Genomic DNA, 22234 nt, shown 5'->3' on the forward strand with positions numbered 1-22234 from the left:
GAGAAATCGACAATCGGAGGTCCGTGATCGCACCCGGGGAGTGATTTCAATGATTCTCATATCGAATGTCCGTGTGGTGTTCGAATGATTCAGCAAAAGCCCCGGTAAAGAAAAGCGGAGCGGGAGGCCGGCCGGTCCGGCTTCCCACTCCGTGGTAACCCTGTGTAGGTTCAGTGCTCAGTCGAGGGGGCCGCCGGCGACGTAGACGACCTGGCCGGAGACGAAGCCGGCGCCCTCGCTCGCCAGGAACGAGATGGTGTGGGCCACGTCCTCAGGCAGACCGACCCGCTGGACCGGGATCTGCGAGGCCGCGGCCCGCTTGAAGTCCTCGAAGTCCATGCCGACCCGGGCCGCGGTGGCCGCGGTCATGTCAGTGGCGATGAAGCCGGGGGCGACGGCGTTGGCGGTGATGCCGAACTTCCCGAGCTCGATGGCCAAAGTCTTGGTGAAGCCCTGAAGCCCCGCCTTGGCGGCCGAGTAGTTCGCCTGGCCGCGGTTGCCCTGTGCGGAAGAGGAGGACAGGTTGACGATCCGGCCGAAGCCGGCGTCCACCATGTGCTTCTGCACCGCGCGGGTCATCAGGAAGGCGCCGCGGAGGTGGACGTTCATGACCGTGTCCCAGTCGGACTCGGACATCTTGAAGAGCAGGTTGTCGCGGAGTACGCCCGCGTTGTTGACCAGGACGACCGGGGCGCCGAGCTCGGCGACCACGCGGTCGACGGCGGCCTGCACCTGCGCGGCGTCCGAGACGTCGGCGCCGACGGCCAGGGCCCGGCCGCCGGCCGCGGTGATCCGGTCGACGGTGTCCTTGCCGGCGGCCTCGTCCAGGTCGAGGACGGCCACGGCGTAGCCGTCGGCGGCCAGGCGCTCGGCGGTGGCGGCGCCCAGGCCGCGCGCGGCGCCGGTGACGACGGCGACCCGGGTGGCGGTGCTCTGCTCGGTCATGCTCGCTCTCGTCTCTCTCGGGAAGGCCTCCGCGGGGAGCGCCCCGGGAGGGTGGCCACACCCTACCGGTGAGTAGGGAGGGCGGCCAGGGCCGGAGAGCCGCAGGTGACGGTCGGTAAGGACCGACCGGTCGGCTTTCTACTGAGAACGGGTTACCGAGAGGGCGTGGCGGGCGCGTAAATATGCCAATGTTGCCGAACCTGCGTCTACTATCCGCCCCTGCCTGCCAGCAAGGGCCCGCCGTTTGTATAGTGTCCGCCAGCAGCCACCGGCTGCACGGCTGGAGCGCCCTCCCTCATAGCTGGACGCCCACTCGCCGTTACTGCCCCACCCGGGTGTCCCACACACACCGGGTGTGACATCGGGACGGATACATGGTGCTGGGGGAGATCCCGACGACCCGCGTGTCCGCGCGACTGCAGCAGTCGCCCGGGCACCTGATTCGCGTTGCACAGCAGGTTCACACCCGGCTGTGGTCGGAGCATGTCGGAGCCGATCTCACGGCTCCGCAGTTCGCGGTCCTGCTGGTCCTGGCCCTCGAGCCGGGCGCCGACCAGCGCACGGTCGGCGAGCGGGCCTCGTTGGACAAGGCCACGATGGCCGAGATGGTCGCGCGGCTGGTCCGCCGCGGCCTGGTGCTGAGGAGGCGAGACCCGGCCGACGGCCGGCGCAAGCTGCTGGCCCTCTCGCAGGGCGGCGCCCAGGCGGTGCGCGAGGCCACCGGTGGTGTGGTCCGCGTGCAGCGCACCCTGTTCGAGCCGCTGACGGCGGAGGAGCAGGTCGAGATCGTGCGGGTGATGGCCAAGATAGCCAGGCTGGAGCCCGCCGCGGTCGCCGTCTTCTCGGACGCGCGGCCGATACTGGACGCCCAGCGGGCGATCGGCTACCTGATCAGGGTGAGCCAGCAGGTGCACACCAAGCTCTGGTCGGAGCACGTCGGAGCGGAGCTGACGGCGCCGCAGTACGCGGTGCTGGACGCGCTGGAGCTGGAGCCGGGCGCCGACCAGCGCACGGTCGGCGAGCTGGCCTCGCTCGACAAGGCCACGATGGCCGAGATGGTGAGCCGACTGGTGCGCCGCGGCCTGGTGCAGCGTCGGCGCGACCCCTCGGACGGCCGCCGCAACCTGCTGTCGCTCTCGCCGGCCGGTCAGGACCTGCTGCACCGTTCGGCGGCCGGCGTCGGCGAGGTGCAGCGACTGCTGCTGGCCCCGCTGGACGAGGGCGAGCACGCGCCGGCCCTGGCGCTCATCGCCAAGGCGGCCAGGCTCTAGCCGTCCTTCTTCGAGCTCCAGCCAAAACGATTCGCCAACGTACTGAGCGGCTCACGTACCGCGGAACGCGGTCGCCGAAGAGCGCGGTCGCCGGAGAACGGTGACCGGGCAGGACGGTGACCGGGGAACGCGGTGACCGCGGAGCACGGGGAAACGAGGACCCGGATCGCCGGGTGCCGAGTGACCCGCGACCGCACGGCCGATCGCAGGACCACCTGCACGACCGATCGCACGACGGACCGCACGACCGGCCTGCCGAGGGGACCCAGGCGGCCGGATCCGGCGGACCGTGACACGACGAGGACCGCCCGCCCCTGCCGGGGAGGGCGGTCTTTCGACGTGGCGGGCCCGTCGTAGTGGTCGGACGGCGGGTGCCGTCAGTTCCAGTCGAACTCCTGCGGGTCCGGACCGATCCGCTTGCCGGTGGCGACGGCGGCGATCGCGGCGAGGTCGGCGGCGTCCAGCTCGAAGCCGGCCACGTCCAGGTTCTCCCGGATCCGGGAGGGGGTGACCGACTTCGGGATCGCGATCACGCCGCTCTGCAGGTGCCAGCGGAGCACCACCTGGGCGACCGTGCGGCCGTGCTTCCCGGCGATCTCCACCAGCGCCGGCTCGGCGAGCAGCTCCTTGCCCTGGCCCAGCGGGCTCCAGGCCTCGGTGGCGATGCCGTGCTTCGCGTGGAACTCCCGCAGCTCGGTCTGCGGGAAGTACGGGTGCAGCTCGACCTGGTTGAGCACCGGCACGACCGGGCTCTCGTCCAGCAGGCGGGTGAGCTGCTCGGTGCCGAAGTTGGAGACGCCGACCGACCGGACCCGGCCGTCCGCCTTCAGCTGCTCGAGGGCCTTCCATACGTTGGCGTAGCTGCCGTGCATCGGCCGCGGCCAGTGGATCAGGTAGAGGTCGAGGTAGTCGAGGCCGAGCTTGGCCAGCGAGGCGTCGAACTCGCGCAGGACGGCGTCGCGGCCCTGCTCGCCGGACCAGTCCCGGGTGCCCGAGTTCCAGAGCTTGGTGGTGATGTAGAGGTCCTCGCGGGCGACGCCGCCGGCCAGCGCCTCGGCGATCGCCTTGCCGGTGCCGTCCTCGTTCTCGTAGATGGCGGCGGTGTCGATGGAGCGGTAGCCCGCCTCGATCGCACTGCGGACGGCGGCGGTGGCCTCGCCGTCCGGGACCTGCCACACGCCGAAGCCGAGCTGCGGGATCTGGGCGCCGTCGTTCAGGGTGACGCTGGGGATGTTGCTCACGGGAAGGGGTGCCCTCCTGGTCGTCCGTGTGTTTCCAGAAGGGGGCAACTGGCGTTCGGACGGGATTGTTCCCGCCAATCGGGCGAATCCTGCGCCGGCCCGCGGCCGCCGGGGCCCGGAACCGCGGGCCGACGGGCGGAAAACCTGTTGCGCGGATCACATCGCGGTTGGCACGCTCGCTGACATGGCCTCCTGAGATCCGGGCCCTTCGTGCCCCCACCCCCGTCCGTCCGCTCCGCCGGTTCGACCGGTCGGTACGCGTGACCCGTGCTCCCCGCCCGCGGCGCCCGCTCCGGGCGCGGTGACGTCGCCGTCCCCGGCGCCTCCCGGCGGGCCGGTCCGGCTCCCGGTGCTGTGCGTCCCGCGCCCGGTCCGTCGGCCGCGCCCGTCCGCCCGTATCCGTCCGCACCCGCCCTCGCAGGGCGCATCGCCCTGCCCGCGTGCCCTCCCCGCACCTCGCTCGCACCCTCCCGCATCGGAGCGTCATGCTGCTCACCCCCCTGCCGCTGGCCGACCCCGGCAGTCCCGACCTCTCCTCACCCCTGGCCTTCCTGCGCTGGCTCCAGCGCGGCCAGCGGCGCGGGCAGGTGCTCTCCACCTGCTGGGCGCTGCTGGAGATGGGCGGCCAGGCCGCGCTGCCGGTGCCGCTCGGGTGGGGCGTGCAGGCCGCCGTCGACGCCGACGCCGCCGGGATCTGGCGGGCCGGCGCGCTCGCCGTGCTGCTCTCCGTCGTCTCCGTGCTCGGCACCGTGCTGCTGCACCGCCAGGCGGTCTGGAACTGGATCCACGCCGCCTGCCAGGTGCGGCAGCTGGTGGCCCGGCAGGCCTCGCACCTCGGGGCCGGGCTGTCCCGCCGGATCGCCACCGGCGAGGTCGTCGCGGTCGGCAGCGGGGACGTCGAGCGGATCGGCTGGTACGTCGAGCTCGTCGCCCGGGTGCGGGCCGCGGTGATCGTCTGGCTGGCCGTCAGCACGGCCGTGCTGGTCGCCGAACCGGTGCTCGGCCTCGGGGTGCTGCTCGGGGTCCCGGTGCTCGCGGCCGCCGTCTGGCCGCTGATCGGCCCCTTCGAGCGGCGGTACGAGCAGCAGCGCACGCTGGGCGGCAAGGCCACCGAGCTGGCCGCCGACACGGTGGCGGGGCTGCGGGTGCTGCGCGGCATCGGCGGCGAGGAACTGTTCCTCGAACGGTACCGGGCGGCCTCCCAGAAGGTCCGGGCCGCGGCCGTCCGCTCGGCCCGGCTGTGGTCGTTGATGCAGGCGCAGCAGGTGCTGCTCCCCGGCCTGTTCGTGGTCGGGGTCACCTGGTACGGCGCCCGGCAGGCGGCCGCCGGCGAACTCGCCGTCGGCACCCTGATCGCGGTGTACGGGGCCACCGCCTTCCTGGCCGCGCCGCTGCGCATCCTGGGCGAGGCCGCGCACGCCTGGAGCGTCGCCCGGGTCTCCGCCGGGAGGGCCGTCCGGGTGCTCTCGCTCAGCCGCACCACCGGCACGGCCGAGGCGGCGTTGGACCGGCCCGGGGACTGCGACCTGTTCGACCCGGAGACCGGTCTGAGCGCGCGGGCCGGTGAGCTGACCGCCGTCGTCTGCGGGGACCCGGACTTCGCCGGGGCGCTCGCAGAACGGCTCGGCGGGCACGTCCCGGTGGCCGAGGGCGAGCCGCAGCCGCCCTCCGTCCGGCTCGGCGGGACGGACCTGGACGCGGTGCCGCTGGCCGAGGCCAGGGCCGCGGTGCTGGTCCACGACAAGGAGCCGGTGCTGCTCTCCGGCACACTGGCCGGGCTGTTCGACATCCCGTCGTCCGGCCGGGTCCCGGTGGCCGAGGCGCTCGCGGCCACCCGCTCGGACGACGTGCTGGACGCCCTGGTGGACGGCTCGCCGGACTGCGCGGGGGACCCGCTGCGGGCCCGGATCACCGAGCGCGGGCGCTCGCTGTCGGGAGGCCAGCGCCAGCGGCTGGCGCTGGCCCGCGCCCTGCTGGCCGACCCGCCGGTCCTCGTCCTGGACGAGCCCACCAGCGCGGTGGACGCCCACACCGAGTCCAGGATCGCCAGCGGACTGCGGGAGACCCGGGCGGGCCGCACCACCGTGGTGTTCGCGACCAGCCCGCTGCTGCTCGACCAGGCGGACCGGGTGGTGCTGGTCCGGGACGGCCGGGCCGTCGCGGCCGGGCGGCACCGCGAACTGATGCGCACCGAGCCGGCCTACCGCGCCGTGGTCACCCGCGACGAGGAACCGGTGCGGGCCCCGGCCGGGGCCGCCGGGGCGGGGCGGGCCGCGGAGACCGTGCGGGCGGCGGAGGGCACCCGGGGCGGGGAGGGCGGCCGGCCCGCGACGGGCGGCCGGGTCGCGACGGCGGAGCTGGAGGAGCCGGTATGAGCCGCCCGGGCGCCGGGCCGTCCGGCTCTTCGGGGCGGCCCGCCCGTGCCCGCCGTCCTGCCTGCCCTGCCCGTTCCGCCCGTCCCGCCGGCGGGGACCGTGGTCACCGGGCCGACCGTGTCGAGCCGTCCGTTCGATCGGACCAACCGTTGAGGAGCACGTCATGAAGCCCCCCGTCCAGCAGGAGCAGGGGCCGGCCACCACGCTGCCGGTCGGCTCCCCGGCCGCCGTCCGCGAGTACCTGCGGCTGCTCGCCCGGCGCCACCGCCGCGGCTTCTCCGCGGTGGTCGGCCTGCACTCGGTGGCCACCCTGGCCGGGCTGGTCGGGCCGTGGGTGCTCGGCGCCCTGGTCGAGTCGCTGGCCACCGACACCGCCGGGGCCGCCGTCGCCACCGCGGTCGCCTGGTACCTGCTGGCGCTGGTGGTGCAGTCCGCCTTCACCGGCTGGTCCCGGCTGCGCGGCGCGGTCCTCGGCGAGCGGGTGCTGGCCGACCTGCGCGAGGACTTCCTGGTCCGTTCCGTCGCGCTGCCCACCGGCGTGCTGGAGCGGGCCGGCACGGGTGACCTGGTCTCCCGCGGCACCACCGACGTCGACCGGCTGGACAAGTCGGTGCGCGAGGCCGTGCCCGAGCTCGCCGTCGCCGTCGTCTCGCTGCTCCTGGTGCTCGGGGCCCTGCTGGTCACCTCCCCGCTGCTGGCCCTCACCTCCCTGGTCGGGCTGCCGCTGCTGCTGGCCAGCTCCCGCTGGTACTTCCGGCGCGCACCGCAGTCCTACCGCAACGAGTCGGCCGGGTACGCCGCGGTGAACACCGTGCTGGCCGAGACGGTGGACGCCGGGCGGACGGTGGAGGCGCTGCGCCTGGGGGAGCAGCGGATCGCCCTGACGGACCGCAAGCTGCGCGAGTGGCTGGCCTGGGAGCGCTACACGCTGTGGCTGCGGACGCTCTGGTTCCCGACCATCGACGCGGTGTACGCCTCGGCGGTGCTGGCGACCCTGGTGCTCGGCGGCCTGTTCACCCTCCAGGGCTGGATCACCGTCGGCCAGTTGACCACCGGGGTGCTCTACGCGCAGATGCTGACCGGCCCGGTCGACCTGATCCTGCGCTGGTACGACGAGCTGCAGATCGGGCAGGCCTCGCTGGCCCGGCTGGTCGGCGTCCGCGAAGTGCAGCCGCACGAGGGCGACGAGTCGGCCCGTCCGGACGGGCGCCGGGTGGAGGCCCGGGACGTCCGCTTCGGTTACCGCGAGGGCGCCGACGTCCTGCACGGCATCAGCCTGGACGTGGCCCCCGGCAGCCGGGTCGCGCTGGTCGGGCCGTCCGGCGCCGGCAAGTCCACCCTCGGGCGGCTGCTGGCCGGGATCTACGCCCCCGGGCGCGGCAGTGTGACGCTGGGCGGGGCCGCGCTGTCGCGGATGCCCGCCGAGCGGGTCCGGGCGGAGGTCGCCCTGGTGAACCAGGAGCACCACGTCTTCGTCGGCACCCTGCGGGACAACCTGCAGTTGGCCGCGCCGCGGGCGAGGGACACCGAGCTGCGGGCCGCGCTGGACGCGGTGGACGCCGGCGCCTGGGTGGACGCGCTGCCCGAGGGCCTGGACACCGAGGTCGGCTCCGGAGGCACCGCGCTGACCCCGCCGCAGGCGCAGCAGCTGGCCCTGGCCCGGCTGGTGCTGGCCGATCCGCACACCCTGGTGCTGGACGAGGCCACCTCGCTGCTGGACCCGCGGGCCGCCCGGCACCTGGAGCGCTCGCTCGCCCGGGTGCTGGAGGGCCGCACGGTGATCGCCATCGCGCACCGGCTGCACACCGCGCACGACGCGGACGTGATCGCGGTGGTCGAGGGCGGCCGGATCAGCGAGTACGGCAGCCATCCGGAGCTGGTGGCGGCCGGCGGCCCGTACGCGGCGCTGTGGCGCTCCTGGCGGGACGAACGGTAGCGGCGGCGCGGTAAACCCGTACGGGGCGGGATTGCCCCGTACGGGTTACTCGCCGACCCGCAAGGGCGCGTAACCGGGCAAATCGGCACCGGCGCCCGCAGACTGCTCCGGTGACCAAGATTTCGGACGGATCGTCCTCCAAGCGCAGCGAGATCGGTGGGGTCCCCACCCGCTACATCGGGATCGGCGTCATCGTCGTCCTCGCGGTGTGGTTCCTGTTCGCCAACCTCGACCGGGTGCAGATCCAGTTCTGGGTCTTCACCGTCACCGCACCGCTGTGGATCGCGCTCCTGGCCACCCTGGTCGCCGGTGCGGCGCTGGGCTGGCTGCTGAAGGGGCGTCGCGACCGGTGATCACCGGACCCGGTCCGGACCCGGCGGGACCCGCGGGCTTCGCACCGCTGATCGAGGTGCGCGGCGTCAACAAGCACTTCGGGGACCTGCACGTGCTGCAGGACATCGAGCTGACCGTCGGCCGCGGCGAGGTCGTGGTGGTCATCGGGCCGTCCGGCTCCGGCAAGTCCACGCTCTGCCGGGCGATCAACCGCCTGGAGCCGATCGAGGCGGGCACCATCCTGATCGACGGCGAGCCGCTGCCCGAGGAGGGCAAGGGCCTCGCCCGGCTGCGGGCCGAGGTCGGCATGGTGTTCCAGTCCTTCAACCTGTTCGCGCACAAGACGGTGCTGCAGAACGTCTCGCTCGCCCAGGTCAAGGTGCGCGGGCGGTCCAGGACGGAGGCGGACACGAGGTCCCGCGCGCTGTTGGAGCGGGTCGGACTGGAGGCGCAGGCCGCCAAGTACCCGGCCCAGCTGTCCGGCGGCCAGCAGCAGCGGGTGGCGATCGCCCGGGCCCTGGCGATGGACCCGAAGGCGCTGCTCTTCGACGAGCCGACCTCCGCGCTCGACCCCGAGATGATCAACGAGGTGCTGGACGTCATGCGCCAGCTCGCCCACGAGGGCATGACGATGGTCGTGGTCACCCACGAGATGGGCTTCGCCCGGGCCTCCGCCAACCGGGTGGTCTTCATGGCCGACGGGCGGATCGTCGAGGACCGCACCCCGGAGGACTTCTTCGGCGCTCCGGAGAGCGAGCGCGCCCGGGACTTCCTGTCCAAGATCCTCAAGCACTGAGGCGGCGCCGTGACGAGGAAGACCAGGCTCGCCGCCGCCCTCCTGACCGCCCTCCTGACCGCCGCCGCGGCCGGCTGCGGCAAGCCCGGGACCCCGCCGCCCAAGGGCCCGCAGGCCAGTGCGCTGCCCGGCTACCCCGTGCAGGACGCCGCCGCCGTCACCGGTTCGCCGACGCTGGACGCCGCCCGCGCCCGCGGCCACCTGGTGGTCGGCGCCAAGGAGGACCAGCCGTACCTGGGCTCGAAGAACCCGGCCACCGGCGAGTACTCCGGCTTCGACATCGAGATCGCCAAGATGGTCGGCGCCGACCTCGGCTTCGCGCCGGACCGGATCCAGTTCCGGACCATCGCCTCCGCCAACCGCGAGACCGCGCTGCAGAACGGGCAGGTCGACTACTACGTCGGCACCTACACCATCAACGACAACCGGAAGAAGCTGGTCGGCTTCGCCGGGCCCTACTACCTGGCCGGGCAGTCGCTGCTGGTGCGCCGGAACGACGACAGGATCCACGGCCCGGAGGACCTGAACGGCCGGAAGGTCTGCTCGGCGGCCGGCTCGACGCCGTACCAGCGGATCCAGTCGCAGTACCCGCAGGCGCGGCTGATCGGCTACGACACCTACTCGGCCTGCGTGGACAACCTGATCACCGGCCAGGTCGACGCCGTCACCACCGACGACACGATCCTGATGGGCTACGCCGCCAAGGTGCCGGACGAGCTCAAGGTCGTCGGCCAGCCGTTCTCCCGGGAGCCGTACGGGATCGGCACGCCGAAGGGCGACACCGCGCTGCGGTACGCGCTCGACGACGCGCTGGCCCGCCACGAGCAGAACGGCGACTGGCGGAAGGCCTACGACGCCACCCTGGGCCTGTCCGGGGTGCCGGCGCCGACCCCGCCGCCGATCGACCGGTACTGAGAGGGCCGCGCCGTGAAAACGCTGATCGACAACTGGTCGACCTACTGGGAGGGCTTCCTCGGCACGCTGCAGCTCTTCCTCGTGAGCGCCGCGGTGTCGCTGGTGCTGGGCGTGCTGATCGCGGGCTTCCGGGTCTCGCCGGTCAGGCCGCTGCGGGTGTTCGGGGCGGTGTGGGTGACGCTGCTGCGCAACACGCCGCTCACCCTGCTCTTCTTCATCGTGGTGCTGGGTCTGCCGCGCTTCGACATCACGCTGCCGTTCTTCACCTTCGCGGTGGCCGCGCTCGGCTGCTACACCTCGGCCTTCGTCTGCGAGGCGATGCGCGCGGGCATCAACACGGTGCCGACCGGGCAGGGGGAGGCGGCGCGCAGCCTGGGGATGGGCTTCGGGCAGACCATGGGCCTGGTGGTGCTCCCGCAGGCGTACCGGTCGGTGGTCGCCCCGATCGGCAGTGTGATGATCGCGCTCGCGAAGAACACGGCGATCGCCGGTTCGTTCAGCGTCACCGAGCTGCTCGGCACCTACCGGACCATCAACGAGCTCGGCTACGGCATCGTCTGGACCTTCGTCTGGATCGCCGTCGGCTACCTGATCATCACGCTGGCCGTCAGCCTCGTCTTCAACCTGCTGGAACGACGGGTGGCGGTGTCGCGATGACGGTCGAATCCTCCGCGCTGTACGACGTTCCCGGCCCCAGGGCGCTCGCCCGGCACCGGCTGTACGGGGGGATCGCGCTGCTGCTGATCGCGGCGCTGATCGGCTGGATCGTCTACATGCTCTTCCACACGCAGCAGTTCACGTACGAGAAGTGGACGGCCTTCCAGTACCGGGGTGTCCAGGAGCTGCTGCTGCGCGGCCTCGGCAACACCCTCAAGGCCTTCGGCTGGACGGTGCTCCTGGCACTGCCCTTCGGCGCGCTGTTCGCCGCCGGCCGGCTGTCCGACCACCGGCCGGTGCGCTGGGTCTGCACGCTGGTGGTGGAGTTCTTCCGGGCCATGCCGCTGCTGGTGATGATCTTCTTCGTCTTCGTGGCGCTCAAGGCCCCGCCGCTGTGGGCGCTGGTGACCGGGCTGGTGCTGTACAACGGCTCGGTGCTGGCCGAGGTGCTCCGGGCCGGGGTGCTCGCCGTGCCAAGGGGGCAGCGGGAGGCGGCCTTCGCGCTCGGCATGCGCAAGACCCAGGTGATGGCCTACGTGCTGGTGCCCCAGGCCAACCGGGCGATGCTGCCGGCCATCATCAGCCAGCTGGTGGTCGCGCTCAAGGACACCTCGCTGGGCTTCCTGATCACCTACGAGGAGTTCCTGCACGCCGGCAAGCTGATCGCCACCAACCTCGACTACGACCTGCCGTTCATCCCGGTGGTGATGGTGATCGCACCGGTCTACATCGGCATGTGCCTGCTGCTCTCCTGGTTCGCCCGCTGGGTCGAGCGCCGCAGCCGGCGCAGCCCGAGCGCCCGGGGCGGCGCACCGGTGGCCAAGGCCGAGGTGGCGATGGGTCTGCCGCCCTCCGTGCAGCAGTGAGGGCCCTGGTTCTCCGCGGAACCATAGGTGCGGGTGGGGATCGGCCGGGCGTCTCCAATTTCCTCTTATGATTGCGGAGGCTGGACGACGACCCGACGGAGGGCCCATGGAGCCGGTGTTCGACTCACGGCACATCAGGACGTTCCACGAGGTCGTCAGAGCGGGCTCCTACTCGGCCGCCGCGCGCGAGCTCGGCTACACCCAGCCCGCCATCACCCAGCAGATGAAGGCGCTCGAACGCACCGTCGGCGTCCCGCTGTTCACCCGGGCCGGGCGCGGCCTGCGGCTCACCGAGGCCGGTGAGGCGCTGTCCCGGCACTCCGAACTGATCCTCGGCAGCCTCTCCGCCGCCCAGCAGCAGCTCGCCGCCCTCGCCCGGCTGCGCGCCGGCCGGGTGCGGGTCTGCGCCTTCCCCAGCGCGAACGCCACCCTGATACCGGAGGCGATGGCCCGGCTGCTCGCCGAGCACCCCGGAGTCCGGGTCGAACTGCTGGAGGCCGAGCCGCCGGAGTCCGTCCAGCGCCTGCTGCGCGGGGAGTGCGACATCGCCCTGGCCTTCCGCTACCCGGGCGCCGCGACCGAGGTGCCGGACGGGGTCGACGAGATCCCGCTGATGGAGGACCTGCTCACCGTGCTGCTGCCGGTCGGGCACCCGCTCGGCCGCCGGCACGCCGTCCGGCTCTCCGACCTCGACGGCGAGCGCTGGATCGCCGGGTGCCCGCGCTGCCGGGCCAACCTGCTGCACGTCTGCGCGGAGGAGGGCTTCGCACCGGACATCGTCTTCTCGACGGACGACAACCTGGCGGTGCAGAGCCTGGTCGCCGCGGGCGTCGGCATCGCGCTGATGCCGGCGCTGGTGCTCTCCTTCATGTGCCACCGCAAGGTCACCGGGCGGGCCGTCGAGCCGCACCTGCGGCGGCAGGTGAGCGCGTACGTGCTGCGCGAGCACCGGCGGATCCCGGCCACCGGGCTGGTGCTCGACCACCTGCGGCAGGCGGCGGCGAGCCGGGTGGGGTGCTGAGGGCGACCGATTCCATAAGCTATAGTTGGGGGAGAGCTTAAGAACCCTCGTTGGACGTGATAGGTGGGTTCGGTCGAACCTGCTGCCATGACACCCTCAGCCACGGTCGGCAGCGACCACCTCACCGAGCGGATGACCGCCCTGATCGGCGAGATCCGTGCCGTCGTCGACCGCGGCCTGCCTCCGGAGCTCACCGCCTACCTGGTCGGTGAACGCCTCGCCCCGCACCTGCACGCCGACCCCCACGGGCCCGACGCGCTGCTGACCCCGGAGCAGACCGAGGGCGACCCCGAGCGCTACCGCCAGCACGTCCTGCACGCCGAGGAGGACGGCAGCTTCTCCGTCGTCGCCCTGGTCTGGCTGCCCGGCCAGCAGACCCCGATCCACGACCACGTCTCCTGGTGCGTGGCCGGCGTCCACCGCGGCCAGGAGAGCGAGACCCGCTACCGGCTGGTCTCCGACGGCCGCACCGCCCGGCTCGTCGAGACCGAGCACGTCGCCGGCCCGGCCGGCACCGTCGCCGCCTTCGCCCCGCCCGGCGACATCCACCTGGTCCGCAACGCCTGTAGCACCACCGCCATCTCCATCCACGTGTACGGCGCGGACGTCTCGCGGCTCGGCACCAGCATCCGGCGCGTCTACCGGCTGCCCGCCGACGAGCAGCAGTGAGGCCGGCGTGGCGCTGACCATCAGGGAGCGGGCCACCCGCACCCGCTCGCTCCCCCCGCTCGGCGGCGACGCCCCCGGGCTGCTGCTCGCCGCCGCCGGAGTGGCCGCCGCGCTGGCCGTCCACGCGGCCGTGCCCGCGGTGCCCAAGCTCACCGCCGCCGTCGTGCTCGGCATGGCCGCCGCACACCTGCCCGGGCTGCGCCCGGTGGTGCGCGGGGTGGCCCGGCCCGGACTGTCCACGGCCGGGAAGCGGCTGATGCGGCTCGGCATCGTGCTGCTCGGACTCAAGCTCAGCCTCGACGACGTGCTCGGCCTCGGCTGGGCCACCGTCGCGATGGTGCTCGCGGTGGTCGCGGCCACCTTCGCCGGCACGATGTGGCTGGGCCGCCGCCTCGGACTGCCCGGCGACCAGCCGTTGCTCGTCGCCACCGGGTACTCGATCTGCGGGGCCTCGGCGATCGGCGCGGTCAGCCAGGCGGCCGGCAGCGAGGAGGAGGACGTCGCCGCCTCGGTGGCCCTGGTCACCCTGTGCGGGACGCTGGCGATCGCCGTGCTGCCGCTGCTCCAGCAGCCGCTCGGGCTCGGGGAGCTGGAGTTCGGGCGGTGGGTCGGCGCGAGCGTCCACGACGTCGGGCAGGTCGTCGCGACCGCCCAGACCGGCGGGGCGGGCGCCCTGCGGGAGGCCGTCCTGGTCAAGCTGATGCGCGTGGTGCTGCTGGCGCCGCTCGTGGCCGGGGTGGCCGTCGCGGTGCGGCGCCGGTCCCGCTGGGGCTCGCCGGCGGCCGGGCGGGACGGGCAGGACGAACCGTCCGGGCGGGACGAGGCGGGCATCGGTGGACATACCGGTAACAAAACGGCCATGGGTGCGAAGCGCCCGCCGATCGTCCCGCTGTTCGTGGCCGGCTTCCTCGCGATGATCGTCCTGCGGACCACCGGGGTACTGCCGGAGCACGCCCTCACCCTGGCCGGGGACGCCCAGGAGCTGCTGCTGGCCGCCGCGTTGTTCGGTCTCGGCAGCGCCGTGCACCTGCCGACGATGGCCCGCACCGGCGGCCGGATCGCCCTGCTCGGGCTCGGCTCCTGGGTGGTCGTCGCCGGCGTCTCGTACGCGGGGGTGCTGATCACGACCTGACGGGTGGGGCGGCGGACTCGGCTATTGTCGGGCGGGTACTCGTCCGCCGGGACGCTCCTGCACCCGAGTCCGCTGAGGAAGACGTATGTCCACCGCACTGCCCGAACGGGACGCTCGCGAGGCCGTCAGCACCGTCGACCGGCGGGAGGGCCCGTTCGGAGAGGTGGTGCTGCGCCGCCGCGGACGGCACTTCGAGATCATCGCCAACGGGTGCTTCCTGATGGACACCGCCGACGGCCGCTCCGAGCGGCTGCTGATCCAGGCGGCGCTGGACGAACTGGACCGCACCGCCGACGGCGCCACCGCCGGGCGGCCGTCCGTCCTGATCGGCGGCCTCGGGGTCGGCTTCTCGCTGGCCCACGCGGCGGCCGAACCGCGCTGGGGGCGGATCGCCGTCGTCGAGCGCGAGAACGCCGTCATCGACTGGCACCGGAGCGGGCCCCTCGGCGCCTTCTCCGCCGGCGCGCTGCAGGACGAGCGGGTCCGGGTGCTCCACGCCGACCTGCTGGAGTACCTGGCCGCGGCCGACGGCGAGCGCTACGACGCGCTCTGCCTGGACATCGACAACGGCCCGGACTGGACCGTCACCGACTCCAACGCCGGACTGTACGGCGCGGACGGCCTCGCGGTGCTCTGGCACCGGCTGCAGCCGGGCGGGGTCCTGGCGGTGTGGAGCGCGCAGCCCTCCGCGGCGTTCGAGGAGGCGCTGCGCGCGGCCGGCTTCTCCGGCGTCGCGACCCTGGAGATCCCGGTCAGCCGGGGCGTGCCGGACGTCGTCCACCTGGCGCGGCGCGCGGGCTGACCGCGCGCCGCGCCGCGGCGGGCGCTATTTGAGGCCGTTGTCCACCGCGGCCATCAGCTCCCCGCCGGCGGTGTCGCCGTCGAAGGACCACACCATGGCGCCGGCCAGCCCCTGCGCCTTGATCCAGGCGGTCTTGCGGGCGATCTCGGTCGGGTCGTCGTAGGTGTAGAGCACGGTGCCGTTGTAGATGTAGGCGAAGCCGGCCACCGGATCCCGGTAGAGGGTGTAACCGCCGCTCGTGGCCATGTCCTTGAGCTTGTGGTAGTCCTCGAAGCCGTTCTCGTAGCTGCCCGGTGCGGGGCCGGTCGCGCTCTGGAACAGGCCGTTGGTGCTGCCGCGCGGCACGCCCGTCCAGCCGCGGCCGTAGAACGGGATGCCCAGTGTCAGCTTGCTCTTCGGGGCGCCCCCGTTGACGTAGGCGTTGATGGCGATCTCGGAGCTGAAGCGGCGGTCCGGGGTGCTCGGGTCGCCGGCCGCGACCTTCAGCGCGGACTGCTGATTGGTCGTCATCTCCCAGGCGCCGTGGTAGTCGTAGCCCTGGATGGTGGCGAAGTCGAACGCGCCGAACAGGCCCGGGACGTCGATGCCGGCGGAGATCTTCGCCGGGTCGGCGGGGAGGAAGGCGCTCAGCGTGTAGTGCTTGCCGGTGGTCGCGCCCAGCGCGTCCAGCTGGCGGCGGAACTCCTGGGCCAGCAGCGTGTAGTCGGCCTTGTCCTCGGGCCGGAAGATGTTGCCGGTGTGCCCGTCGGAGTTCGGCCACTCCCAGTCGAGGTCGATGCCGTCGAAGATGCCGGCCGCGCTGCCCGGACCGCCGCGGCCGTCGATCACCGGCAGGTTGCCCTTGAGGTACATGTCGATGCAGGAGCTGACCAGCGCCTTGCGGGAGGCGTCGGAACTCGCCGCGTCCGAGAACCACTTGCTGTAGGACCAGCCGCCCAGCGAGATCTGGATCTTCAGGTTCGGGTACTTCGCCTTGAGCTGCTTGAGCTGGTTGAAGTTGCCGGCCAGCTTCTGGTCCCAGGTGTCGGTCGTCCCGGCCACCGAGTTGCCCGCGTCCCAGCCCTTGCCGAAGTCGGCCCAGGCGTCACCGGCGCCGTCGCCCGCGTTCGGGTCGGAGTCGTTGCCGGCCGCCTTGTTGGTGATGAAGCACTGCTTGGTGGTCGGGTGGATGTTGGCGAAGGCGTAGTTCAGCGTGGTGAGCCGGCCCGCCGAGCCGGAGGTGTCCAACTGCTTCACGCTGTAGCCGCGGGCGTAGATGCTCCACTGGCTGAAGTAGCCGATCTTCAGCGCGCCGCCCGGGGTGCCGCCGCCCGGCTTGGTCGCGGCGGTGACCGGGCCGGAGGCGGGTGAGACGTTGCCGGCCGCGTCGCGGGCCTTCACCGTGAAGGTGTACGAGGTGTTCGGCGCCAGGTTGCCCACCGTCGCGCTGGTGCCGGTGACGGTCACGGCGAGGGCGGTGCCGGCGTAGACGTCGTACGCCACCACGCCCACGTTGTCGGTGCTCGCCGCCCAGCTCAGCGAGATGCTGCTGGAGTCGGAGCCGGTGACGGTCGGGGTGCCGGGGGTGGTCGGCGGCTGGTTGTCCGGTGTGGTCGGCTGGGTCGTGACGCTGACCGGGCCGGCGGCCGCCGAACGGTTGCCGGCGGCGTCGAAGGCCTGCACGGTGAACTGGTAAGCGGTGTTGGCGGTCAGGCCGTTGACGGTGACGGCGGTGGTGGACCCGTCGGTGGTGGCCACCCTGGCGCCGTTCTGGAAGACGTCGTAGCCGGTGACGCCCACGTCGTCGGTGCTGGCCGCCCAGGCCAGCCCGACCGAGGTCTGCGTCACGGAGGTCGAGCGGAGGCCGCCCGGAGTGCTCGGCGGGGTCTGGTCGTTTCCGCCGCCGTCGCACGGCTTGCCGTTCAACTTGCAGTTCAGCAGGGGCTGGTAGCTGCCCGAGTAGGCGATGTTGAAGCCCAGGCCGTAGGTGCCGCCGGGCTGGATCGGGCTCGCCCAGCCGGGGTTCTTCACCGTCACGTGCGAGGCCGCGGTGGTGTACGTCGCGTTCCAGAGCGAGGCCACGGTGTTGTTCGCGGGCAGGTCGAACTCCAGCGTCCAGCCGTTCAGCGGGGCGCTGGTGCCGTTGGTGATCGTGTACGAGCCCTCGTAGCCGCTGCCCCAGTCGCTGCCCTTGGTGAGGGTGGCGGTGGCCGAGCCGGCGGCGCTCGCGGACGCCTGGGGGAGGGCGACGGCGAGCATCGGGACGAGCAGGGTTCCGGCCGCGAGCAGCGGCAGTCTGATCCGACGTCTGCGCATGGAGTGGCTCCTGTCCCGGGGCGGCCGGAGGGGCCCGGATGCCCCGATACCTGTGGGGAGGTGGCAGGTGCGTGCGGGAGCCCGGCCTGGGGGCGGCCGGGACGGAGCCTCGGGCCGTCGGGGTGCGCGGAGGGTCCTGTGCTCCCGAGGGTAGGGAGCCGGTCGCCAACTCGCAATAGGTCTGTACCAGTTGGGTGGGGTGGGTGGGTGCTAGCCTCGGACGGGCTGGTGCACTAGTGCGGTGTGCGGTGTGCGGTGTGCGGCGTCAGGTGTCGGATGTGCGGTGCGGCGTGGAGCCGGGCCGGGTGGTAGGGCGGAGGAGTGGTGGGCGTGGTGGAGGGCGGGACGCCGTCGGAGCGGATCGCGGCGGAACTGCGGCGGCGGATCGCCTGCGGGGAGCTGGCGCCCGGGGCGCGGGTGCCCTCGACCCGGCGGATCACCCGGGAGTGGGGCGTGGCGATGGCCACCGCGACCAGGGTGCTCACCCGGTTGCGGGAGGAGGGCCTGGTCCGGGCCGTTCCCGGGGTGGGGACGGTGGTGGTCGGGCCGGGTGGTGCTTCGTCCACGTCGCGGGCGGCAGGGCGGCAGTCCGAGGGGGCCGAGGGGGCCGAGGGGGTCGAGGGGGAGGCCGGGCGGGGCGCCGCCGGCAGCGGTGCGGGCGTCGGGGTGCGGCGGGCCCGGGGTGGTGGCGAGCGGGACCTCACCCGGGCGCGGATCGTCGCGGCGGCCGTCCGGGTGGCCGACGCGGAGGGCCTCGCGGCGCTGTCGATGCGCCGGGTCGCGACGGAACTCGGCGCCGCGACGATGTCGCTCTACCGTCATGTGCCCCGCAAGGACGACCTGTTGCGGCTGATGATGGACGAGGCCTTCCGCGAGCAGCCGCTGCCGGACCGGCTGCCCGGAGGCTGGCGGGAGGGGTTGGAGGAGGTCGCGCGGCTGCAGTGGAGCATCTACCGGCGCCACCCCTGGCTGGCCTCGACGATGTCGTTCACCCGGCCGGTGCTGGCGCCCGACGCGGCCGTGCACACCGAGCGGTCGCTGGCCGCCCTGGCGGGGCTCGGACTGAGTGTCGAGGAGGCGGCCCAGGCTTCCGTCGCGCTGGCGGCCTTCGTCTGTGGGCTCGCCGTCCACTTCGAGCGGGAGGCGCAGGCCGAGCAGGACAGCGGGATGTCGGCGGACGAGTGGATGGACCGGCTGGAGGGGGAGGACCACGATCAGCTGTTGGCGGACCCGGAGCGCTTCCCGATGTTCGACGAGCTCACCCGGGGGCCGGAGGTCGACCTGGGGCTGGATGCGCTCTTCGAGTTCGGGATGGCGCGGATGCTCGACGGGATCGGCGTGGTGATCGAGCGCCGGGCCGGGGCGGCGAACGGCTGAGGGGCGGCAGGTGGCCGTCGACAGCCGGCTGCGAACAGATGACAGCCGACAGATGACAGCGAACAGATAACAGATTTCGAAATCTGTTATCTGTTCGCTGTCATCTGTTATCTGTTCGCCGCTCCCCGGATGCTCGGGCTCAGCCGAAGGGGCTGGTCTCCGGGGTGCTCGCCGAGGGGTCGGCTGCCGGGGTGTCGTTCAGCAGGGAGGCGACGGCTTCGGGGGAGAAGGGGTCGAAGTCCGGCGGCGGGATCATCACCGGGGTCCCCTTGCGGGGCGCCTCCGCCGCCGGGGCCGCAGGGGCCGCCGGGGCGGGCACGGTCGGTGGCGCGGAGGGCGGCGGCGGGACGGCCGGGCCCTGCGGCGCGAGCGTCGTCCCGAACGGGTCCGAGCGTTCCGCCGTCACGGTGCCGAACGGGTCGGTGGCCGGGGCGGCCGCGACCGGGGCGGGGGTGTCGTTCAGCAGGGAGGCGACGGCTTCGGGTGAGAAGGGGTCGAAGTCCGGCGGCGGGATCATGACCGGCGTGCCCTTCCGCGGAGCCCGCTCCTGCGGTTCGGCGTCGGCCACCGGTGCGTCCGCGACCGGCGCGAAGGGGTCGAAGTCCGCGGGCGGGACCAGCACCGGCGTGCCGCGCCCGCCCACCGGCGCCTGCTCGGGTTCCGTCACGACGGGGTCGGCGGCGGCAGCCGCAACCGCAGCGGCGGCGTCGGGGGCGGCCGCGGGGGTGCCGGCGGAGGTCCGGGCCGGTTCCCCGTCCCAGCCGAACTGCACGCTCTTCAGCAGCTCCGCGAACGCCTCCGTGTACAGCTCCCAGTCCTCCGGCTGCGCGGTGGACAGCTGGACGCACAGCACGGTGCCGCCGTCCGGCAGCGGGACGAAGGCCTCCACCGCCGAGGTGACCACCCAGCGCCGCTGCCCGTCGCCGGCCAGCGGCCCGGGCACCGGCGCGGTCCGCCCCTCGACCAGGACGGCGGCCGGTCCGGCCGGCAGCAGGACGGTCCACACCTCGGCGTGCCGACGGACGGTGGCCAGTTCGGTGGCGAGCGCGGTGATCGGCTGAGGGTGCCGGGCGAGCGAGACGACGAGGGCGGCCTCGGAGGCGCGGTCTTCGACCTCCAGGGCGCAGACGCCCGCGTAGACGGCGCCCGCGTCGTGGACGAGGTCGGCGAGGGTGGCCGCGATGACCGCGAAGTCGCGGCGCGGCTGCGCGCCGCCACCGCTGAACAGCTCCTCGGCGACCTCGGCCAGGTGCGCCGTCAGCTCCTCGGCCGCCGCGACGGTGGCCGGGTCGTCGCCGGCCGCCGCACCCGTCGGCGCGGGCACCGTACGGGCCGAGATCCCGGCGGGGCCGCCCGGGGAGGTCAGGGGGTGAAAGCCGGGCGGGACCACCAGGCGCACCTCGGCGCCGGCGCCGGTGGCCAGTTCGACCGGTTGGCGGGTCTGCTGCCCGGCCGCGAGCGCGGCCAGGGCCGGGGCGAACGGCGGCCGCAGCTTGGGGTCGGCGAACTCGCCGGTGACGGGCAGTTGGAAGAGCGCGGCCGAGGTGGTGCCGCGGTCGGCGATCGCTCCGCGCACGGCGCCGCCGCCGTAGCGGTGGTGCAGCGCGGTGGTCACCCGCTCGGCGACCCGGGCGCCCGTGCCGGGGCGGCCGGTGCCCGCGGTGATCACCGTGCCGAGCCCGTCCAGGGCCGCGTGCACCGGGCCGTTGGGGGCCAGCGGGAGCCCGAACAGTGCCTCGGCGGCGGGGTGTTCGGCCGGGCGCAGGGCGCTCAGGGAGCCCGCCGGGTGGCGGGTGGTGTGCTCGTCGAAGAGGGCGTCGGTGAGTGTGCCGAGGGTCGCGCAGACCTGCTCCGCCGCCGCGAAGGGGTTGGCCTCCGCGCTGAACTGGACGTCCTGGGTCAACTGGTGAGCCCCCCGCTCTGCTCCGTCTGCGGTCGCTGGTTAGGGTCGGTCCTGGCCCGCCCGCAGTGGCGTGCCGCCGGATCCCCGCCCATTCCTATCAGAGCCCGCTGTCGGTGCCGAACCCGCGGATCACCCGACGGGGCCCGCGGCGGATCCCTCCGTGGCCTGCGGTGACGTTTCGCCCGCCGGGGCGGCGGCGAGGGCGGTGACCGCCTCGGTCATCCCGGGGACGGTGAACAGCGCGGCGAGCTCGCGCACCAGGCGCCCGGTCGGGCCGTCGGGCCGCTCGGTGGCCAGGAACCCGGCGAGTTCGGCGGCGAGCGCCGGCTCCCGCGCGGCGGTGAGGACGAGGGCGGCGACGAACTCCTGGACCAGGTGAAGCTGCAGCTCCTCCAGCGGCACCGAGCGGTCGGCCAGCCACTCGAGCGAGGTGATCTCGGCATTGGCGATCCAGGCCCGGACGGTCAGCCGCAGCCCTGGGCTGGGGGCGGCGATGGCGAGGTGGGAGAGGATCTGGTCGTGGGCCGCCCGCCGGACCTCGTCGATCACCGCCGAGGTGTCCGGGCTGGCCGCGACCGAGCCGCCGCGCAGCAGTGCGGCGAAGCCCGGGCCGTGGCTCTGCACGAAGTCCAGGTAGCGGCCCATCACCCGGTGCAGCCGCTCGGACAGCGGCCCGTCGGAGGGCTCCTCGAAGCGCGCCGAGAGCTCCCGCCCGGCCCGCCGCAGCGACTCCTCGTACAGGGCCTGCTTGCCGGGGAAGTAGTGGTAGACCAGCGGCCGGGAGGCGCCCGCGGCGGCGGCGATGTCGTCGATGGACACGTCCTCCGGCGGGCGCCGGCTGAACAGTTCCAGGGCGACGGCGATCAGCTGCTCGCGCCGCTCGTCCACGCTCAGCCGCCGGCGGGGCCGCTCGCCCGCCGCGGTCCGGTCCGGGTTCCGGTCCGCGGTCCGGCCGGGGGAGCGGTCCGGGGCGGGGGTCCGTTCGGCGCGGGCGGTCGTGGGAGACGGCGTGCGGGAGGCCATGCGGCCACCCTATCCGTCGGGCCGGTCGGGGCCCATGGCGCCGGGGGCGGGGGTGGGCCGGCACGGTGGCGGGCGCCTCCCGGGCGTGGCGACCGCGACCGTGCCCGCCTCCCCCCTCGGGCCCTAGCCGCGGAGCTCCAGGTAGCGGCGGTAGGCCTCGCGGCCGTCGGGGACGAAGTCGTCGCGGGTGAGGCGGTCGGCGAGTTCGGCGGGGGTGAGCCAGCCGTACCAGGCGACCTCGGACTCCTGCGGCGAGACCGGGCCGTCCCACTCGGCCTCGTAGGTGTCGCACCACCAGGAGAGGTCGTCCTCCCGGAACAGGAACCTGAACAGCGGGCGCGGCTCGATCCCGTGCACGCCGAGCTCCTCCTCGGCCTCGCGGACGGCGGCGTCGGCGTACGTCTCGCCGGAGCCGACCACGCCGCCCACGAACATGTCGTAGGCGCCCGGGGCGAACAGCTTGGTGTCGGTGCGGCGGTGGACGAAGATCCGCCCGGCCCGGTCGCGGACCAGGACGAAGACGGACCGGTGGGTGAGCCCCAGCCGGTACACCTCCCCGCGCACCGCGGTCCCGATCACCCGGTCGTGCTCGTCGACGACGTCCAGCAGTTCTTCGGCAGGGTCTTCGGCAGGGTTGGTCATGACGGACAGGTTAGGGTTTCGGGGCCCGTCTCGAA

At 73.6% G+C, this 22234-nt stretch carries 19 protein-coding genes; 13 read left to right on the top strand and 6 right to left on the bottom strand.

From position 1 onward, the window contains the following. Positions 1-177 precede the first annotated feature (177 nt). Positions 178-945, bottom strand: a complete 768-nt coding sequence (fabG, locus tag ACIA8Q_RS04640) for a 3-oxoacyl-ACP reductase FabG (protein WP_360210732.1) — start codon at positions 943-945, stop codon at positions 178-180. 404 nt (positions 946-1349) lie between these two features. Here fabG and ACIA8Q_RS04645 point away from each other — a divergent pair, with 404 nt between their 5' ends. Beyond that, positions 1350-2216, top strand: coding sequence for a MarR family winged helix-turn-helix transcriptional regulator (locus tag ACIA8Q_RS04645; RefSeq protein ID WP_360210734.1), 867 nt, complete (start codon positions 1350-1352; stop codon positions 2214-2216). Positions 2217-2593: 377 nt separating this feature from the next. Here ACIA8Q_RS04645 and ACIA8Q_RS04650 read toward each other — a convergent pair whose 3' ends face one another. After that, complete coding sequence (locus ACIA8Q_RS04650; protein ID WP_360210736.1) at positions 2594-3457, bottom strand: aldo/keto reductase; 864 nt, start codon at positions 3455-3457, stop codon at positions 2594-2596. Positions 3458-3942: 485 nt separating this feature from the next. On the opposite strand from ACIA8Q_RS04650, the gene ACIA8Q_RS04655 reads away from it, so the two are divergent. From ACIA8Q_RS04655 to ACIA8Q_RS04705, 11 genes are all read left to right on the top strand, one after another. Then, complete coding sequence (locus ACIA8Q_RS04655; RefSeq protein ID WP_396316755.1) at positions 3943-5832, top strand: ABC transporter transmembrane domain-containing protein; 1890 nt, start codon at positions 3943-3945, stop codon at positions 5830-5832. Between the two features lie 163 nt (positions 5833-5995). Beyond that, the gene (locus ACIA8Q_RS04660; RefSeq protein WP_360210740.1) at positions 5996-7768 is read left to right on the top strand and encodes an ABC transporter ATP-binding protein; all 1773 of its coding nucleotides are present in this window, start codon (positions 5996-5998) and stop codon (positions 7766-7768) included. Positions 7769-7878: 110 nt separating this feature from the next. After that, positions 7879-8121, top strand: a complete 243-nt coding sequence (locus ACIA8Q_RS04665) for a LapA family protein (protein ID WP_360210742.1) — start codon at positions 7879-7881, stop codon at positions 8119-8121. A 47-nt stretch (positions 8122-8168) separates the two neighbouring features. Further along, positions 8169-8897, top strand: a complete 729-nt coding sequence (locus ACIA8Q_RS04670) for an amino acid ABC transporter ATP-binding protein (RefSeq protein WP_360210788.1) — start codon at positions 8169-8171, stop codon at positions 8895-8897. Positions 8898-8906: 9 nt separating this feature from the next. Then, entirely contained in the window at positions 8907-9812 is a 906-nt protein-coding gene (locus tag ACIA8Q_RS04675) for a glutamate ABC transporter substrate-binding protein (RefSeq protein ID WP_360210744.1), read from the top strand. A gap of 12 nt (positions 9813-9824) precedes the next feature. Continuing rightward, the gene (locus ACIA8Q_RS04680; RefSeq protein WP_360210746.1) at positions 9825-10469 is read left to right on the top strand and encodes an amino acid ABC transporter permease; all 645 of its coding nucleotides are present in this window, start codon (positions 9825-9827) and stop codon (positions 10467-10469) included. Beyond that, positions 10466-11335: an amino acid ABC transporter permease gene (locus tag ACIA8Q_RS04685; protein ID WP_360210748.1), complete on the top strand. Its 870-nt coding sequence runs from the start codon at positions 10466-10468 to the stop codon at positions 11333-11335. The genes ACIA8Q_RS04680 and ACIA8Q_RS04685 overlap by 4 nt, the downstream gene beginning before the upstream one ends. 115 nt (positions 11336-11450) lie before the next feature. Further along, positions 11451-12356 (top strand): LysR family transcriptional regulator, encoded by a 906-nt coding sequence (locus ACIA8Q_RS04690; RefSeq protein WP_360210790.1) that lies wholly within the window; start codon positions 11451-11453, stop codon positions 12354-12356. Positions 12357-12443: 87 nt separating this feature from the next. Next, positions 12444-13025, top strand: a complete 582-nt coding sequence (locus ACIA8Q_RS04695) for a cysteine dioxygenase family protein (RefSeq protein WP_360210750.1) — start codon at positions 12444-12446, stop codon at positions 13023-13025. Between the two features lie 13 nt (positions 13026-13038). Further along, the gene (locus ACIA8Q_RS04700; protein ID WP_387897520.1) at positions 13039-14157 is read left to right on the top strand and encodes a YeiH family protein; all 1119 of its coding nucleotides are present in this window, start codon (positions 13039-13041) and stop codon (positions 14155-14157) included. An 85-nt stretch (positions 14158-14242) separates the two neighbouring features. Continuing rightward, positions 14243-14959, top strand: a complete 717-nt coding sequence (locus ACIA8Q_RS04705) for a spermidine synthase (RefSeq protein WP_360210752.1) — start codon at positions 14243-14245, stop codon at positions 14957-14959. A gap of 24 nt (positions 14960-14983) precedes the next feature. On the opposite strand, the gene ACIA8Q_RS04710 is transcribed toward ACIA8Q_RS04705, so the two are convergent. Beyond that, entirely contained in the window at positions 14984-17254 is a 2271-nt protein-coding gene (locus ACIA8Q_RS04710; protein ID WP_360210754.1) for a glycoside hydrolase family 18 chitinase, read from the bottom strand. Positions 17255-17584: 330 nt separating this feature from the next. Here ACIA8Q_RS04710 and ACIA8Q_RS04715 point away from each other — a divergent pair, with 330 nt between their 5' ends. Then, positions 17585-18631, top strand: coding sequence for a TetR/AcrR family transcriptional regulator C-terminal domain-containing protein (locus tag ACIA8Q_RS04715; RefSeq protein WP_396316756.1), 1047 nt, complete (start codon positions 17585-17587; stop codon positions 18629-18631). A gap of 139 nt (positions 18632-18770) precedes the next feature. Here ACIA8Q_RS04715 and ACIA8Q_RS04720 read toward each other — a convergent pair whose 3' ends face one another. The 3 genes from ACIA8Q_RS04720 to ACIA8Q_RS04730 form a co-directional block, all read right to left on the bottom strand. Beyond that, positions 18771-20534, bottom strand: coding sequence for a hypothetical protein (locus tag ACIA8Q_RS04720; RefSeq protein ID WP_396316757.1), 1764 nt, complete (start codon positions 20532-20534; stop codon positions 18771-18773). Positions 20535-20663: 129 nt separating this feature from the next. Further along, positions 20664-21557 carry a TetR/AcrR family transcriptional regulator gene (locus ACIA8Q_RS04725; protein ID WP_387897428.1) on the bottom strand — a complete coding sequence of 298 codons (894 nt, stop codon included), beginning with the start codon at positions 21555-21557 and terminating at the stop codon, positions 20664-20666. Positions 21558-21680: 123 nt separating this feature from the next. Beyond that, positions 21681-22199: an NUDIX domain-containing protein gene (locus tag ACIA8Q_RS04730; protein WP_360210758.1), complete on the bottom strand. Its 519-nt coding sequence runs from the start codon at positions 22197-22199 to the stop codon at positions 21681-21683. Positions 22200-22234 lie beyond the last annotated feature (35 nt).

It is taken from the genome of Kitasatospora sp. NPDC051705 (assembly GCF_044453265.1).
In the GTDB taxonomy this organism is placed as follows: domain Bacteria; phylum Actinomycetota; class Actinomycetes; order Streptomycetales; family Streptomycetaceae; genus Kitasatospora.